Source organism: Herbaspirillum sp. SJZ106, assembly GCF_006715495.1.
GTDB lineage: Bacteria > Pseudomonadota > Gammaproteobacteria > Burkholderiales > Burkholderiaceae_D > Herbaspirillum.
Map to the genome: position 1 here is coordinate 313208 of NZ_VFNI01000004.1, position 15982 is coordinate 329189.

General features: G+C 63.3%; 14 protein-coding genes. 2 read left to right on the forward strand and 12 right to left on the reverse strand.

Annotated elements, in window-relative coordinates; translation table 11 throughout:
* Window positions 1-6 precede the first annotated feature (6 nt).
* Genes FB598_RS14630 through ompR form a run of 3 tightly spaced genes read right to left on the reverse strand, consistent with a single transcriptional unit; the run spans window position 7 to window position 2744 of the window.
* A complete protein-coding gene (locus FB598_RS14630; RefSeq protein ID WP_141915402.1) occupies window positions 7-585 on the reverse strand; it encodes a flagellar protein FlhE in 579 nt (192 codons plus the stop codon).
* Entirely contained in the window at window positions 578-1939 is a 1362-nt protein-coding gene (locus FB598_RS14635; protein WP_141915399.1) for a sensor histidine kinase, read from the reverse strand. Before FB598_RS14635 ends, FB598_RS14630 begins: the two co-directional genes overlap by 8 nt.
* Window positions 1940-1982: 43 nt before the next feature.
* Complete coding sequence (ompR, locus tag FB598_RS14640; RefSeq protein ID WP_141915397.1) at window positions 1983-2744, reverse strand: two-component system response regulator OmpR; 762 nt, start codon at window positions 2742-2744, stop codon at window positions 1983-1985.
* 171 nt (window positions 2745-2915) lie between these two features.
* Here ompR and FB598_RS14645 point away from each other — a divergent pair, with 171 nt between their 5' ends.
* Entirely contained in the window at window positions 2916-3197 is a 282-nt protein-coding gene (locus FB598_RS14645; protein ID WP_141915395.1) for a hypothetical protein, read from the forward strand.
* 169 nt (window positions 3198-3366) lie between these two features.
* Here the strand turns inward: FB598_RS14645 and FB598_RS14650 are convergent, their stop codons facing one another.
* The 9 genes from FB598_RS14650 to dapC all read right to left on the reverse strand — a co-directional run bounded on the left by FB598_RS14650 (window position 3367) and on the right by dapC (window position 13673).
* Entirely contained in the window at window positions 3367-4026 is a 660-nt protein-coding gene (locus FB598_RS14650; RefSeq protein ID WP_183405861.1) for an amino acid ABC transporter permease, read from the reverse strand.
* Window positions 4027-4095: 69 nt separating this feature from the next.
* Entirely contained in the window at window positions 4096-4899 is an 804-nt protein-coding gene (locus FB598_RS14655) for a cystine ABC transporter substrate-binding protein (protein WP_141915391.1), read from the reverse strand.
* Window positions 4900-5080: 181 nt separating this feature from the next.
* Window positions 5081-7063 carry an ATP-binding cassette domain-containing protein gene (locus FB598_RS14660; RefSeq protein WP_141915388.1) on the reverse strand — a complete coding sequence of 661 codons (1983 nt, stop codon included), beginning with the start codon at window positions 7061-7063 and terminating at the stop codon, window positions 5081-5083.
* 51 nt (window positions 7064-7114) lie between these two features.
* Entirely contained in the window at window positions 7115-8008 is an 894-nt protein-coding gene (prmB, locus tag FB598_RS14665) for a 50S ribosomal protein L3 N(5)-glutamine methyltransferase (protein ID WP_141915385.1), read from the reverse strand.
* 274 nt (window positions 8009-8282) lie between these two features.
* Entirely contained in the window at window positions 8283-9887 is a 1605-nt protein-coding gene (locus tag FB598_RS14670; RefSeq protein ID WP_141915382.1) for a methyltransferase regulatory domain-containing protein, read from the reverse strand.
* Between the two features lie 71 nt (window positions 9888-9958).
* Window positions 9959-11086: a succinyl-diaminopimelate desuccinylase gene (gene dapE, locus FB598_RS14675; RefSeq protein WP_141915379.1), complete on the reverse strand. Its 1128-nt coding sequence runs from the start codon at window positions 11084-11086 to the stop codon at window positions 9959-9961.
* A 3-nt stretch (window positions 11087-11089) separates the two neighbouring features.
* The gene (locus FB598_RS14680; protein ID WP_141915376.1) at window positions 11090-11449 is read right to left on the reverse strand and encodes an ArsC family reductase; all 360 of its coding nucleotides are present in this window, start codon (window positions 11447-11449) and stop codon (window positions 11090-11092) included.
* Window positions 11450-11556: 107 nt separating this feature from the next.
* A complete protein-coding gene (gene dapD / locus FB598_RS14685; protein WP_141915374.1) occupies window positions 11557-12390 on the reverse strand; it encodes a 2,3,4,5-tetrahydropyridine-2,6-dicarboxylate N-succinyltransferase in 834 nt (277 codons plus the stop codon).
* Window positions 12391-12458: 68 nt separating this feature from the next.
* Window positions 12459-13673, reverse strand: a complete 1215-nt coding sequence (dapC, locus tag FB598_RS14690; protein WP_141915372.1) for a succinyldiaminopimelate transaminase — start codon at window positions 13671-13673, stop codon at window positions 12459-12461.
* A gap of 353 nt (window positions 13674-14026) precedes the next feature.
* Here dapC and FB598_RS14695 point away from each other — a divergent pair, with 353 nt between their 5' ends.
* Window positions 14027-15793 (forward strand): methyl-accepting chemotaxis protein, encoded by a 1767-nt coding sequence (locus FB598_RS14695; RefSeq protein WP_141915369.1) that lies wholly within the window; start codon window positions 14027-14029, stop codon window positions 15791-15793.
* Window positions 15794-15982: the final 189 nt, after the last annotated feature.

Consider the following 15982-nt stretch of genomic DNA (forward strand, 5'->3'; position numbering starts at 1 on the left):
CTGTTCTCAGCCCGGTACGTCGTAGGTGACGATGATCTGGTTCATGTCGCCCTTGACCGGCCCTTCCTTCATGTAGCCGTTACCCTTGACGCGGTAGAACAGCATGAACGGCCGGGCGGCATCCTTCCCGTTGAAAAAGTCGGTGTCGCCGGTGTTGGCATCGGTGACGGTCCAGCACGTCGCGGCGTCCTGCCAGCACAGGACGGCTTCGAAGCCCGGCGGTTTCCTGGCCACGCCATAACGCCAGGCGACTTTGTTGATGGTGGAGCCGGCAGGGATGTGCCCGACCACCTGGAAGCGGGTGGCGTAGTCGGCATTCTTGGCGCGGATGTCGGGACCGGCGGCATCCGATGCATAGGAGCCGATTGGTCCCGATTTCGGCGCTGCGGGAGCAGGGGAAGGCGGTGGGCCGGGCTGTACCGGGGAGACGATGATGATCGGCCGGGCGCCTTCGCGGGCGGCGGGCGACACGCTGAAGTTGCGGTCGGCATAGGATTGGGCGTTTGCGCCGCAGGCAATGCCCAGCAGTCCGGCGAACAACAACGGCGGCGCGATGTGCCGCGCAAAGCGGCGGCAATCAGCCATGGCGGCGGTGATGCAGCAGCGGCAGCGTGATCTGGATCACCAGTCCGCCACGGGTTTCTTCATGGCCTTTGAGGACCAGCTTGCCGTTATGGCGCAACACGATGCGGTTGACGATCGCCAGCCCCAGGCCCGAGCCGTTGGCCTGGCCGCGCGCGGTATCGAGGCGGGTGAAGGGGCGCAGCAGGCGTTCGCATTCGCTGTCGGGCACGCCCGGGCCGTGGTCGGCGATTTCCACCACCACGTTGTGGGCTTCGATGCGGCTGCGCAGGTCGATTTCGGCACAGTCGGTGCCCGGCGTCTTGCCGTAGCGGCGCGCGTTTTCCACCAGGTTGTTGAACACCCGCGCCAGTTCGGTGCCGTCGCCGGCGATCTCGGCGCCGGGGGCGATCGCTGTGGCGATCTTCACGTCGGGCAGGCGGGTGGCATTGGCGGCCACATCCAGCAGCAGGCCGGAGATGTCGACGGCGTCCAGGCTGTTGGCGTCGAAGGGTTTGGCGTAGTCGAGGAACTGGCCGATGATGCTGTCCATCTGCGCCAGGTCGGAATGCATGCCGTCGCGCGATTCGTCGGACAGGTTGGCCATTTCCACTTCCAGCTGCATGCGCGCCAGCGGCGTGCGCAGGTCATGTGAAATGCCGGCCAGGATCAAGGCACGGTCCGATTCGACGCGGTTGATGTCGGCCACCATCTGGTTGAAGCTGCGGTTGGCCTCTTCGATTTCGGTGGGGCCCGATTCCGGCAGCGGTTCCGGTTGCCGGCCCTTGCCGATGGCGCGCGCGGCGGCCGTCAGGCGCGCCAGCGGCTGGTTGATCAGGGTGGAGATGAACACCGCGCCGATCAGCGACAGGAACAGCGCGATCGAGCCCCAGCCCAGCCATTGCAGGCTGGAGGTGCGGTCGAGCCGGCCGCGGTCGAGCATCAGCCAGTATTTGTCGCCATCGATGTTGAAACTGATCCAGAAGCCCTCGACATCGTTGACGCTGGAGGCAAACAGGGTGTTCTCATCCAGCGTCTCGCGCACGTAGTATTCGAGTTCCGGGACGATGGGCGAGTCTTCCGGCGGGACGATCTTGTCGGTCTTTTCCAGCGGATAGATGCGGATGCCTTCGTTGCTGGCCAGGTCGAACAGCAGTTCGCGTCGCATCTCGGGCGCCGAGTGCGTCAGCGCCGCGCGGGTGATAGTCACCACCGACACGATCTGTGCGGCCAGCTGCTCCGCGCGCGGGCCGCGTTCGACCATGCGGAAGCTGGCCACCCACGCCACCATGCTGGCGGTGATCAGGAAGGTCAGGAGGAAGAAGGTGCGCCAGAACAGGCCGTTGCTAAACCATCCTGATTGGGTGCGGGCTTTCATCGGCGAACGGCCAGAGGAGCGGCAGTGAAGGTGAAGCGGGGAATCAGCGCGGTTTTCCTTCCGGAATGAACACGTAGCCCAGGCCCCACACGGTCTGGATGTAGAGCGGATTGGCCGGATCCGGTTCGATCAGCTTGCGCAGGCGCGAGATCTGCACATCGAGGCTGCGGTCGAACACTTCGTATTCGCGGCCGCGCGCCATTTCCATCAGCTTCTCGCGCGACAGCGGCTGGCGCGCATTGCGGGCGAACACTTTCAACACGGAGAATTCGCCGGTGGTCAGCGAGATGGTCTCGCCGTTTTTCTTCAGCGTGCGGGTGCCGAGGTCCAGGATGAAATCGCCGAACTCGAAGGTTTCAGGCGTTTCCGACGGCGCGCCGGGCAGCTCGTCGGGACCCTTGCGGCGCAGCACGGCGTTGATGCGCGCCACCAGTTCGCGCGGGTTGAACGGTTTGGGAAGGTAATCGTCGGCGCCCATTTCGAGGCCGATGATGCGGTCCACGTCCTCGCCCTTGGCGGTCAGCATGATGATCGGCGTCTGGTCGCCGGCGCCGCGCAGGCGGCGGCAGATGGCCAGGCCGTCTTCGCCGGGCAGCATCAGGTCGAGCACCAGCAGGTCGTAGCGCTCGCGGATCCACAGCTTGTTCATCGCCTGGGCGTTTTCCGCGGTCACGACATTGAAACCTTGTTCGGTCAGGTAACGGCGCAGCAGATCGCGCAAGCGAATATCGTCATCCACCACCAACACTTTGAATTGATTGGTGGATGTTGTCGTATTAGTATTATTGCCGTTGGTAGAGTTCATGGTGCCTATGGTAGCGTCTCCGCGATTTTGAGCAAGTCGCGTCCGAGTATTCATTACAAAGTGTTACATACCTTACCTTAATCATCTTATACCATCGCGCCCTGCGCCCTACACTGGAATCGTGCCGAGGATATCCGGTTCCGATTCTCCGAATTTGTGGAAAAACGCGTTATGAAGATTGCAGTAGTCAACAAGCTCTGTCTGGCAGCGTTGCTGGCGCTGGGAGTGGCGTCTGCCTCGATGGCGAGCCCTCCGCAAGGCGGCCGGCCGATGCCGGGGCCGCAGGGCGACTTCAGGCCGCGCGGCATCGAATTCGGTCAACAGGATCATCGCAACCAGATGATCAATGAGCAGGAACAGCGTCGCAGCGGCAAGCTGAGTCCGGACGAGCGGCGCGAATTGCGGCGCCAGATCAATGAAGTCGGGCAGGACATCTACCGCGGCAAACGTTGATGGATGGAAATAAAACTCCCGCTCCCTCTCCATGCGGCGACCGAACTGTGGCGGATCGAATACAGCAGACTGCAGTTAAGCGGTAATTTTATGAAAAGACAATTCCGGACGAAAACCTCGTCCGGGATTTTTTTTTGCGCCGCGCAGAGATGAGGCGCAGGCTTGGGCCTTAGCTCTGATGGGCCTTCCCGAGCTTCTTCTCCAGGCGATGCTGCAGCGCCTCGAAGCACAGGCTCAGGGCCCAATAAATACAGGCGGCGGCGATGTACAAAGGCAGCGGGCGGAAGGTCACCGCGATGACCTCCTTGGTCGCCAGCATCAGTTCGGTGACGGTGATCACCGACACCAGCGAGGTGTCCTTGATCAGGCTCAGGAGGGTGTTGCTCATGGCCGGCACGGCGATGCGCACCGCCTGCGGGACGATGATGAAGCGCAGCGTCTGGAAATAGGTCAGGCCGATGCTGTAGGCGGCATTCCATTGGCCGCGCGTCACGCCCAGGATGGCGCCGCGCAGGCTTTCGGACAGGTAGGCGCCGGCATTGAGGCTCAGGGTCAGCACGCCGGCGGCCAGCGGCGAGAATTCAATGCCCACGCTGGGCAGGCCGTAATACACGACGAAGATCTGCACCAGCAGCGGCGTGCCGCGCATCAGGCTCACGTAGAGCACCGCCGGCCATTGCACCGGGCGCCACGGCACAATGCGCGCCACCGCGAGCACGAACCCCAGGGCCAGTCCGCCGATCATCGACGACAACGCGAACAGCAAGGTGTAGCCCACACCTCTCATCAGCGTGGGAGCGGCTTGCTGCAGCAGTTCTACGATTTCCATAGGCATTCGATATAAAAAATTATCCCCGCGATGCGGGGATAGTTTGCTTCCTTGGCCCCAAGGCGCGCCTTATTGTGCTTTCGGCGGCTCGCTCACGTCAATGCCGAACCATTTCTCGGAAGCCTGCTTGAAGCTGCCGTCAGCCTTGATCTCGGCCAGGACCTTGTTCAGCGCCGCCTTGAACTCGGGATTGCCCTTGCGGAACGGGATGCCGATCTTGTCGATCGCGCCCACCGGGTTGCCGCCCTTGAGCGGCAGCTTGGTCGACTTCAGGATATAGCTCACCAGCAGGCTGTCGTTCAATGCCGCGTCGATGCGCCCGGCGGCCAGATCGGCCAGGTATTCCGGGGAACCCGGATAGGTGCGCACATCGATGCCCGGCACGCTCTTGGCCTTCTGTTCGAAGTTGGTGCCCTGGCCCAGGCCGAGCTTCTTGCCCTTGAGGTCGTCCAGGCTGTTGAAGTGGCGCGTCTCATCCTTGCGCACGATCAGCTGCGCGCTCGACAGGGTGTACGGATCGGAAAAGTCGAAAGCCTTTTGGCGCTCGTCGGTGATGCCGACCTGGTTGATGATCACGTCATACTTGCCGGCGCCCAGGCCTGCCAGGATGCCGCTCCACTCGGTGGCGGTGAATTCGGGCTTGACGCCCAGCCTGGCCGCCAGCAGATTGGCGACATCGACCTCGAAGCCGGTCAGTTGACCGGTCTTGGGATCCTTGAAGTTGAACGGGGGATAGTTGCCTTCCAGCGCCACTTTCAGCGTGCCGCGGCTCTTGACCGTCTGCAGCAGGTCGGCGGCGGAAACCGACAGGCTCGATGCCAGCAGGGTTGCGCCGGCGACGGCCAGCAGCCATTGCTTGAAGTTCTTGTTCATCGCATGCTTCCTTTCTGAATGAATGCTGCGGAAAAAGCAGCCAGGCCGCAATGATGCCTTCGTTTTGCCAAAGTGCAAGTGCTCGCTTCATACATTGATGTAGGAAGCTTATGCAGCGGGCAAGCGCACGGCAGGCAGCCGCAAGGATATCGCATTCGGCCGTGCGGCCTTATGTCTGCTCTTACGCTTGCAATTGCTCCAGCGCCTCCTGCTGTTCCAGCCACTCGTTCTCCAGCTGGTCGAGCTCCTTGGCGCAGTAGGCCTGGTCGGTGATCAGGGTCTTCAGTTCTTCCTTGTTGGCGGCATCGTAGATGTCCGGGTGGGCCAGGCGAGCATCGATGTCGGCCTTGCGGGCGTTGAGCTTGGCGATCTGCTCGTCGAGCCGCTTGATGCGCTGCTCGATGGGCTTTTTCAGCGCCGACATTCTTTGCCGCTGCTCGGCTTCCAGGCGTTTTTGTTCCTTACGGTCGGCCAGCGACACCACCGGTTCCGGCTCGGCCGCGGCCTTGCCGGGCAAGGGTGCCGATGGCGCGGCGGCGGCATCGTTGCGCGCGGCCAGCTTGGTCTTGAACAGCCAGTCCTTGTAATCGTCCAGGTCGCCGTCGAAGGGCTGCAGCTTGCCGTCGGCCACGATCAGGAACTGGTCGGTGGTGGCGCGCAGCAGGTGGCGATCGTGGGAGACCAGCACCAGCGTGCCGTCGAACTGCGCCAGCGCCATGGTCAGCGCTTCGCGGGTTTCGAGGTCGAGGTGGTTGGTCGGTTCGTCCAGCAGCAGCAGGTTGGGGCGTTGCCAGACGATCAGCGCCAGCGCCAGGCGCGCCTTTTCGCCGCCGGAGAACGGCGCGATCGAGGAGGTAGCCATGGTGCCGTTGAAGTTGAAGCTGCCGAGGAAGTTGCGCAGTTCTTGCTCGCGCACATCCGGCGCCAGCCGCGTCATGTGCCACAGCGGCGACTCGTCGTGGCGCAGCATCTCGACCTGGTGCTGGGCGAAGTATCCGATCACCAGTCCCTTGCCCAGGCGCGCCGTGCCCGACAGCGGATCGATCTCGCCCGCCACGGTCTTGATCAGGGTCGATTTGCCGGCGCCGTTGACGCCCAGCAGGCCGATGCGCTGGCCGCTTTGCAGCGAGAAGTCGATGCCGCGCACGATCACTTTTTCCTGGTCCGGCTCGCTACCTTTGCCCTCGATGCGGTAACCGGCATTGACCTTCTCCATCACCAGCAGCGGATTGGGCGCCGACAAGGGTTCGCGGAACTCGAACGAGAACTCGGCTGCCGCGCGCAGCGGCGCCAGTTCTTCCATCTTGGCCAGCGCCTTCATGCGGCTTTGCGCCTGGCGCGCCTTGGTGGCCTTGGCCTTGAAGCGGTCGATGAAGGATTGCAGGTGGGCGCGCTGGCGCTGCTGCTTTTCGATCATGCCGGCCATCAGTTCCAGTTGCGCCGAGCGCTGGCGCTCGAAGGAGGAGTAGTTGCCGGAATAGCGTTTCAGCTTGCGATCGTCGATGTGGACGATCACGTTGACCACGCCGTCGAGGAAGTCGCGGTCGTGGGAGATGATGATCAGCGTGCCCTGGTAGCGCTTGAGCCAGTCTTCCAGCCAGATGATGGCGTCCAGGTCCAGGTGGTTGGTCGGTTCATCCAGCAGCAGCAGATCGGACGGGCACATCAGCGCCTGCGCCAGGTTCAGGCGCATGCGCCAGCCGCCCGAGAAGCTGGCCACCGGGCGTTCCATCTGTTCCAGCGAAAAGCCCAGCCCCAGCAGCAATTGCTCGCCGCGCGAGCGCACGGTATAGGCATCGGCGTCGGCCAGCGCGGTGTGCAGTTCGGCGATGCGGGTGCCGTTGGCGGCGCTGTCGGCTTGCGCCTCGGCCAGCGCCGCCTCCAGCTGGCGCAGGTGGGCGTCGCCGTCGATCGCATATTCGATGGCGGCGCGCTCCAGCGCGGGCGTTTCCTGCGCCACATAGGCCATGCGCCACTTGGCGGGAAAGCCGATATCGCCCTGGTCGGCATGCAGTTCGCCGCGCAGCATGGCGAACAGGCTGGATTTGCCGGCGCCGTTGGCGCCGATCAGGCCGATCTTGTCGCCCGGGTTAAGCGTGAGGTCGACATTCTCGAACAGCGGCTTGACGCCGCGGGCGAGGGAAACCTGATGAAAACGGATCATCGTGAAACAGCAATCAAAGAAGAGAAAACTACACTAAGGACGCCGGCGGATTTACGCCAGGTCCTGCAACTGGTCGGCGGTCAACAGGAACACCATATCGTCGCCCGCGCTGGTCGAGACCCAGGTCAGTTCCAGTTCCGGGAAGGCGGCTTCGGCGTGCGCCCGTTCGTTGCCGATTTCAACGACCAATACGCCGTGCGGGGTCAGGCGCTGCGCCGCGCCCTTGACGATCTTGCGCACCAGATCCATGCCGTCCTCGCCGCCTGCCAGCGCGATTTGCGGCTCTTGCAGGTATTCCTTGGGCAGCTTGCTCATGGAGCCGGCATTGACGTAGGGCGGGTTGCTGATGATCAGGTCGTATTGGCGCGCCGGCAGCTTGGCGTAGAGATCGGATTCGACCAGATTGATGCGCTCGCCCAGTTCGTAATCGTCGACGTTGCGGCGCGCCACTTGCAAGGCTTGCGGCGAGATGTCGACGGCGTCGATATGCGCCTGCGGGAAGGCGTCAGCCAGCAGAACCGGCAGGCAGCCCGAACCGGTGCAGAGGTCGAGCGCGTTTTCGATCTGCGCCGGATCCTGCACCCACGGCGAGAAATATTCAGGGATCAGTTCGGCAATGAAGGAGCGCGGCACGATCACGCGCTCGTCGACGTAAAAGCGATAACTGCCCAGCCAGGCTTCCTTGGTGATGTAGGCCGCCGGCATCCGCTGTTCGGTGCGCAGTTCGATAACGTGCTGCAGGGCGGCCAGTTCATCGGGCAGCAGGCGGGCATCGAGAAACGGCTCCAGCCGGTCGAGCGGCAGGTTCAGGGTGTGCAGCGCGAGATAGGCGGCTTCATCAAACGCATTGTTGCTGCCGTGGCCGAAGAAGATGCCGGCGCGATTGAAGCGGGTCACCATGTAGCGCAGCATATCGCGCAAGGTGGAAAAGTGATGTGTTGTCATGCTGGCGTGGTCGGTCTGTAAAAACGGGTGTATGGGCAATGCGGATGTCGATCCGGGCGCTGCGGTGCTTTCTGGGGATGCGGCGGCAAAGCGGTTGCCGCGCAAGCGGTTTCTGCGCACTGCCGGCATTGGCATGGGAATGCGCAGGGACGCAGGCGTCGAACCGCAAGCCCGGCGCATTATAACCGGGCAGGGCGTCAGGGAGGATCAAGCCGTCCCTGGCGCGTCATGCCGAAAGGGCGCGGGACTTCGCCAACACGCATGAAAATGCCGTTTATCCTGCGCTGGACTGGACGGCATTGGTCCTGAGCATGGCTTTATTTTTCAGAGACGTCAGCGAAGTGACAACGTGTTCGATGGCGCAGGCGTGGATCTGCTTCGGGTCGGTCACCAGTTCGCCGGCCGTCGTCATGAATTTGCAGAAACCTTGCTGTTCTTGCAATTTGAGATGTTCGACGAGTTGCGTTTGCGTGTGTTGCCCGTCCAGCACCGGCAGCAGCAGGCATTCGATGACGTTGAGCGTGGTGTGTTCGTGCCACAGATTGGCCACGCTTTGCCGCGGATCGAGGCGCACATCGGCCGGCGTCGAAAAGGCCGCCAGCGGTTGTTTCGAGATGCCCGCCGATGCCGGCACCGCCTGCCGGCGGAAACGCACGAGGCCGCGCATGAGCAGGTGTTCCAGCAGCGCCAGGATGAGGTCGGCGTCTTCGGCCTGCTCGCGTTCCAGCATTTTCTGGGCGGCCTCGACGATTTGCGGCAGCGTCAGCGTGCCGGGGAAGGCTTTCGCCAGCGCCAGCAAGGCGGCCTTGCCGATCGCGTGCGATACGTTGATCTGCAAGTTGCCGGCATAAAATACCTGCGGCTGGTCGTCCGGCGTCGAAGGCACGGCGCCGGTGTGATAGTTGCCGGCGTAATGGAAGTCGGCCAGGCGCGCCTTGTCGAGGCGGTAGCGAATCTCGCTTTGGCGTTGCGCCGGCAGCAGCAGGGTCTGGCGGAACTGGCGGTTGGTCAGGAAATCGATATATTGCTCGATCGCCACCTGGTCGTCGCCGCACTCGCGCAGCAGCGGTTGCGCGGCGTCCGGGCCGAGGTTGCTGACGAACATCGGCGGCACTTCGCTGTTGGCAAAATAGGCCAATCCATGCGGCTGCGCGCGGCTGACGAATTCGCTCAGGTAGCACGGCGCATTGTGCAGTTCCAGGTATTCATGCAACAGGTAATCCTCGCTCAGCCCCCGGGACGACTCGGCATGCGCATCCAGCACTTGCCGCATCAGGCTGTTGGGCGCGGTCATCTCGCGCATGAAGTTGATCATGCCGTAGGCATGCCCGAGTTTTTGCTTCGGGTCGGCAAACTTGCTGCCGCGATAGAGCATCGCGTCGCGGATGGTTTCCTTGAACTTCCAGCCCGGATAGGTGTTGTAGCTGACGAAGGCTAGGCCTTGCGGCGACAGGTTTTGCGCACACACGCGCAGTATGTGGTCTTGTATTTCCGGCGGCACCCAACTGTAGACGCCGTGGCAAATGATGTAGTCGAAGGTGCCGGTTTCTGGCGTGATGTCGGCAATGCTCATGCGCTGCAAGGCGATATTGCGCAAGCCCAGCGCGTCGATGCGGCGCTGGCCGGCATCGACCTGCACTTGCGACAGGTCGATGCCCAGATAATGGCCTTCGGGATGGCGTTGCGCATGCGGGATGAGATTGCCGCCCGATGCGCTGCCCAGTTCCAGCACCTTGGCCGTGGCCGGATCGGGAGTGTCGATGCCGAATAGCCAGGCAACCGCGGCGAGATGTTCCAGCGCGGTCCCGACTATCGGATGCGAGGTGTAAGGCGTCTGATCGTAAGTCCGTTCAATACTGCTTTGATTGCTTGTATCCATGAGGCTCCAAGGTCAGTAGAAGTGATATCGAGGAGAACGCTGGCTTACGATGGCTCAGCCAGGAGTTTTGACTATAACAATAAATTTTCCAGCGTACGGCGATAAATGTTCTTCAGCGGATCGATATGGCGCACTTCGATGTATTCGTCGATCTTGTGGATGCTGTCGTTGGGCGGTCCGAACTCGATCACTTGCGGGCAGATCTGCGCAATGAAACGGCCGTCGGAAGTGCCGCCGGTGGTCGACAGTTCGGTATCGAGCCCGGTCTCGGCCTTGATCGCCGACGACAGCGCATCGCTCAGCGTGCCGCGCGGGGTCAGGAAGGGCAGGCCGCCGACGGTCCACTTCAGGTCGTATTCCAGGCCGTGCCTGTCGAGGATGGCGTGTACGCGTTGCTGCAGGCCTTCGACGGTGCTGGCGGTGGAGAAGCGGAAGTTGAAGTCGATCACCACGTCGCCCGGGATCACGTTGGAGGCGCCGGTGCCGCCGTGGATGTTGGAAACCTGCCAGGAAGTCGGCAGGTAGTATTCGTTGCCGGCATCCCATTGTTCGGCCACCAGTTCGGCCAGCGCGGGCGCGGCCTGGTGGATCGGGTTGCGCGCCAGTTGCGGGTAGGCGATGTGGCCCTGGACGCCCTTGACGGTCAGCTTGCCGGACATGGTGCCGCGGCGGCCGTTCTTGATCATGTCGCCCAGGGTCCTGGCCGAGGTCGGTTCGCCGACGATGCAGTAATCGAGCTGCTCGCCGCGCGCCTTGAGTTGATTGCAGACGACCACGGTGCCGTCGGTGGCCGGGCCTTCCTCGTCGCTGGTGATCAGGAAGCCGATCGAGCCCTGGTGGCCGGGATTGGCCGCGATGAATTCCTCGCAGGCCACGACCATGGCGGCAATCGAGGTCTTCATGTCGGAGGCGCCGCGGCCGAACAGCTTGCCGTCGCGCTGGGTCGGCACGAATGGCGGCGATTGCCATTTGTCCAGCGGGCCGGTCGGCACCACGTCGGTATGCCCGGCGAATACCAGCAGCGGCTGCGCCGTGCCTTTGCGCGCCCACAGGTTGGTGACGTCGCCGGACTGGATGGTCTCGCACACGAAGCCCAGCGGCGCGAGCAGTTCCGCCAGCCGCGCCTGGCAGCCTTTGTCTTCAGGGGTGACGGAGGAGAGGGAAATCAGTTCCTGGGTCAGGGCCAGCGTCTTGCTCATGATTTATTTGCCGAAAATGTGTTGATACTGGTCGGCCTTGAAGCCGACGTGATATTGCTTGCCGTCGAACAGCACCGGACGCTTGACCACCGATGGGTTTTCCACCATCAGCGCCACCGCGGCGGCGTCATCGGTGATCGCAGCCTTGCGTTCGTCCGGCAGCGCGCGCCAGGTGGTGCCCTTGCGGTTGACCAGCACGTCGCGCTCGACGTCCTCAAGCCAGGCGTGCGCCTGCGCGGCATCCAGCCCGGCTTTCTTGAAATCGTGGAAGGTGTAGGCGATGCCTTGCTCGTCCAGCCACACGCGGGCTTTCTTGACCATGTCGCAATTGGGGATGCCGTACAGCGTGATGTCTTTTGCCATGCTCTTTTACTCGTTCAATGCGGCGCGATGGGTGCGCTTCAGAATACGACGCCGCGCCGGTGTGCAAGACAGCCGGCGCGGCGCATGGGGACAGCTTGCGTCGGTGATTACTCGCCGCGCAGCAGTTCGTTGATCGAGGTCTTCGAACGGGTCTGGGCGTCGACCTTCTTGACGATGATCGCGGCGTACAGGCTGTACTTGCCGTCCTTGGACGGCAGGTTGCCCGGCACCACGACGGAGCCGGCCGGCACGCGGCCGTAGTGCACTTCGCCGGTTTCGCGGTCGTAGATCTTGGTCGACTGGCCGATGTACACGCCCATCGACAGCACCGAGTTCTCTTCGACGATCACGCCTTCGACGACTTCCGAACGGGCGCCGATGAAGCAGTTGTCTTCGATGATGACCGGGCCGGCCTGCACCGGCTCCAGCACGCCGCCAATGCCCACGCCGCCGGACAGGTGGACGTTCTTGCCGATCTGCGCGGCCGAACCGACGGTGGCCCAGGTGTCGACCATGGCGCCTTCATCGACGTAGGCGCCGATGTTGACGTAGGACGGCATCAGCACCACGTTCCGGCCGATGAAGGAGCCGTGGCGGGCAACCGCCGGCGGCACCACGCGGAAGCCGCCTCGGGCGAAATCTTCAGCGGTGTAGTTGGCGAACTTGGTCGGCACCTTGTCGTAGAACTGCGGGTAGCCGGCGCCGGCCGACATCGGCACGTTGTCTTCCAGGCGGAACGACAGCAGGATGGCCTTCTTCACCCATTGGTTGACTTCCCACTGGCCGACGCCTTGGCGGTTGGCGACGCGCAGGGTGCCATCGTTGAGGCCTGCGATCACTTCAGCCACCGCATTGCGGATGTCTGCCGGAGCGGTCTTGGGGGACAGGCTGGCGCGGTCTTCCCACGCCTGGTCGATGATTTGCTGAATGGACTGTGTCATGTTGATGTCGATGAACGGTTGGGTGAAAAATAAAAACGGATTGCGGTATGCGTTGGGCTGATTGGGGCCTATTTGCCGGCGGCCAATTTCCTGGCGAAGGCGACGATGCGTTGCGCCGCCTCCATGCATTCATCCACTTCGGCCACCAGGGCCATGCGGATGCGGCCGGCGCCCGGATTGATGCCGTGCGCCTCGCGCGCGAGGTAACTGCCCGGCAAGACGGTGACATTATATTCGGCGTACAGGCGGCGGGCGAATTCCTCGTCGCCGATGCCGGCCAGCTTGCCCACGTGCGCCCACAGGTAGAAGCTGGCGTCGGGCAGGGCCACGTCCAGCACTTCCTGCAGCAGCGGCGTGACTTGCGAAAACTTGGCCACGTACTTGGCGATGTTGTCCTGTACGTGCGTCTCATCCTGCCACGCCGCCACCGAAGCCGCCTGGATCGACGGGCTCATGGCGCCGCCGTGGTAGGTGCGGTAGAGCAGGAATTTCTTCAGGATGGCGGCATCGCCGGCCACGAAGCCCGAGCGCATGCCCGGCACGTTGGAGCGCTTGGACAGGCTGGAGAACGAGATCAGGCGCGGATAGCCGGTACGGCCCAACTTGTGCGCCGCTTCCATGCCGCCCAGCGGCGCTTCTTTCTTGAAATAGATTTCCGAATAGCACTCATCGGAAGCGATCACGAAGCCGTAGCGGTCCGACAGCGCGAACAGTTCCTTCCAGTCTTCCAGCGACAGCACGGCGCCGGTCGGGTTGCCCGGCGAGCACACGAACAGCAGTTGCACGCGCGACCAGACCTCTTCCGGCACCTGGCTGAAATCGGGCGCGAAGTTGCGCGCCGGATCGGAGTTGACGAAATACGGCTGGGCGCCGGCCAGGTAGGCCGCGCCTTCGTAGATCTGGTAGAACGGGTTGGGGCACATCACCAATGCGCCGGGCCGGGTCGGATCGACCACGGTTTGCGTGAGCGAGAACAGCGCCTCGCGCGAGCCGTTGACCGGCAGCACCTCGGTCGCAGGATCGGGCCGCGCAATGCCGTAGCGGCGTTCCAGCCAGTCGGCGATGGCGCCGCGCAGGGCTTCGCTGCCCAGGGTGGCGGGGTAAGAGGCCAGACCCGCGAGATTGTCGGCCAGCGCCTTCTGGATGAAGGACGGCGTCGGATGCTTGGGTTCGCCTATGCCCAGGCTGATGGGGCGGTAGGCGGGGTCGGGCGTGACGCCGGCAAACAGCTTCTTCAGCTTTTCAAAGGGATAGGGCTGTAACTGGTCGAGTAAGGGATTCACGGTGCTGAACTGGAAAGATCCTGAGGCCTGGCCGGCATGCCGCCGGCGGCCTTTGGCAAGGTGCAGGGGAAAGCTCGGGATTATACCGTCATTAACCAGCTCCGATGAAGCGCCGCCGCCGTCCAATGCTGGGTGAAACGGCTCGGAAACGGCTTGGAAACGGCAGCCGGCGACAGGCCGGAAGGGCGGATTGCCGATGATTCAATCGCAACAATCGCGGGGGCGATGGCGGTGTATTCATGCGATTGTCGGGCTGGCTTGTGGCGTATTGTTGCAGTTCGCCAAAATAATCATCAAGAAATACTCATTTCCGGCGCTCTTTGGCGCCGGCAGCCTGTTGCGGAGAAAAAGTAATGAAAAGTCTCAAAGCACAACTCCTGTTCGCGCTCGTCGTCATGTGGATAGGCCTGTTGACGCTGGCTGCATGGTCAGCCTTCAGCGCGCGGGAAAACATGGTCAACGAGCGCAAGGAAGGACTGCGCCGTGTGGTGGAGGCCGCCAATGGCGTGGTCTCCAGCTATGTGAACGAGGTTGCCGCCGGCCGCATGCAGCAGGCCGATGCCCAGAAGGCCGCATTGGAGCGCATCGCCGCCATGCGTTACGACGGCGACAATTACCTGTTCGTGTTCGACTCCGCCCCGGTGGTGCTGATGCACCCGACCAACAAGAACGTGGTCGGCAAGAACGTGGCCGATCGCAAGGATTCGGACGGCAAGCTCTACTACGTCGAGATGGTCAAGGTCGGCAAGGAGCAGAAGCAAGGCTTCGTCGAGTACATGGGACGCCTGCCCGGCGCCGACGACAATAACCGCACCCGCAAGCTGAGTTACCTGATCCATAACCAGGCCTGGGACTGGTATCTGGTCACAGGCGTGTTCCTCAACGATGTCGAAGCCAAATTCCGTTCCGACCTGTTCAAGCTGCTGGGCATCCTGCTGGTGGTGGGCGTGGTGGTCTCGGCCATGATGCTGGCCATCACCCGCCGCATCACGCGCAGCCTGGGCGGCGAGCCGGCCTATGCGGTCAATATCGCCACCCGCATCGCCGCCGGCGACCTGACCGTGCGCGTCGACACGCGTCCCGGCGACACCAAGAGCCTGCTGTATGAAATGGCAACCATGCGCGAACGCCTGGCGACGGTGATCAAGGGCATCCACCACGGCACCGATGCCATCGATATCGGCGCGCGCGAGATCGCCGCCGGCAACCTCGACCTGTCCTCGCGCACCGAACAGCAGGCCGGCTCGCTGGCCACCACCGCCTCCAGCATGGATTCGCTGACTTCGACGGTGAAGCAGAACGCCGACAATGCGCGCCAGGCCGGCCAGCTGGCCAACAGCGCTTCCGATATCGCCAGCCGCGGCGGCGAAGTGGTGGGGCAGGTGGTGCAGACCATGGAAGGCATCACCGAAAGCTCGCGCAAGATTTCCGACATCATCGGCGTGATCGACGGCATCGCCTTCCAGACTAACATCCTGGCGCTGAACGCGGCGGTGGAAGCCGCCCGCGCCGGCGAACAAGGGCGCGGTTTCGCGGTGGTGGCATCGGAGGTGCGCAGCCTGGCCCAGCGCAGCGCGCAGGCAGCCAAGGAGATCAAGGCCCTGATCGAGGATTCGGTGCAGCGCGTGGGCAGCGGCTCGGAGCAGGTGGCGCGCGCCGGCCAGACTATGGGCGAAGTGGTGTCCGCGGTGCGGCGCCTGACCGACATCGTCGGCGAGATTTCGGCGGCATCCGAAGAGCAGCGCAATGGCATCGAACAGGTCAACCATGCGATCGGCCAGATGGACCAGGTAACGCAGCAGAACGCGGCATTGGTCGAACAGGCCGCCGCGGCCGCCGGTTCGCTGGAAGAGCAGGCGCGCCGCCTCAAGCAGGCGGTAGCGGCATTCCAGGTCGAAGAGGGGGCCAATGCAGCTGTGCCGCCCGCGCCGGTGACGGCATCCCCGGCGCCGACGACGGCGGCGCACCGGCCAGCGGCCGTTGCCCGGCCTGCCGTGCCGAAAGCGCCGCCGGCCACGCCCAGGCCCAGGCCGGCTGCCGCCGCGCCTTTGCCGGCGCCGAAGCCCGCGCCCGCCAAGGGCAAGCCCGCTATCGACGATGGCGAGTGGGAGACCTTCTGATTGTCTTCGGTAAAAGCGGGAAGACGAGCGGGAAAGATGGATGGAAAGACGCCGCGGCTTGAAGCGCGGCGTCTTTTTGCATTGGCAGGGGCAGCGCTCGTCATCCGGCAAATGGCCCGTCATTTGGCCGAGTCGGGGGCTGGCGATGTTATGATACCGGGCTTTCCGGAAGCAAATTTTCCGCTTTCT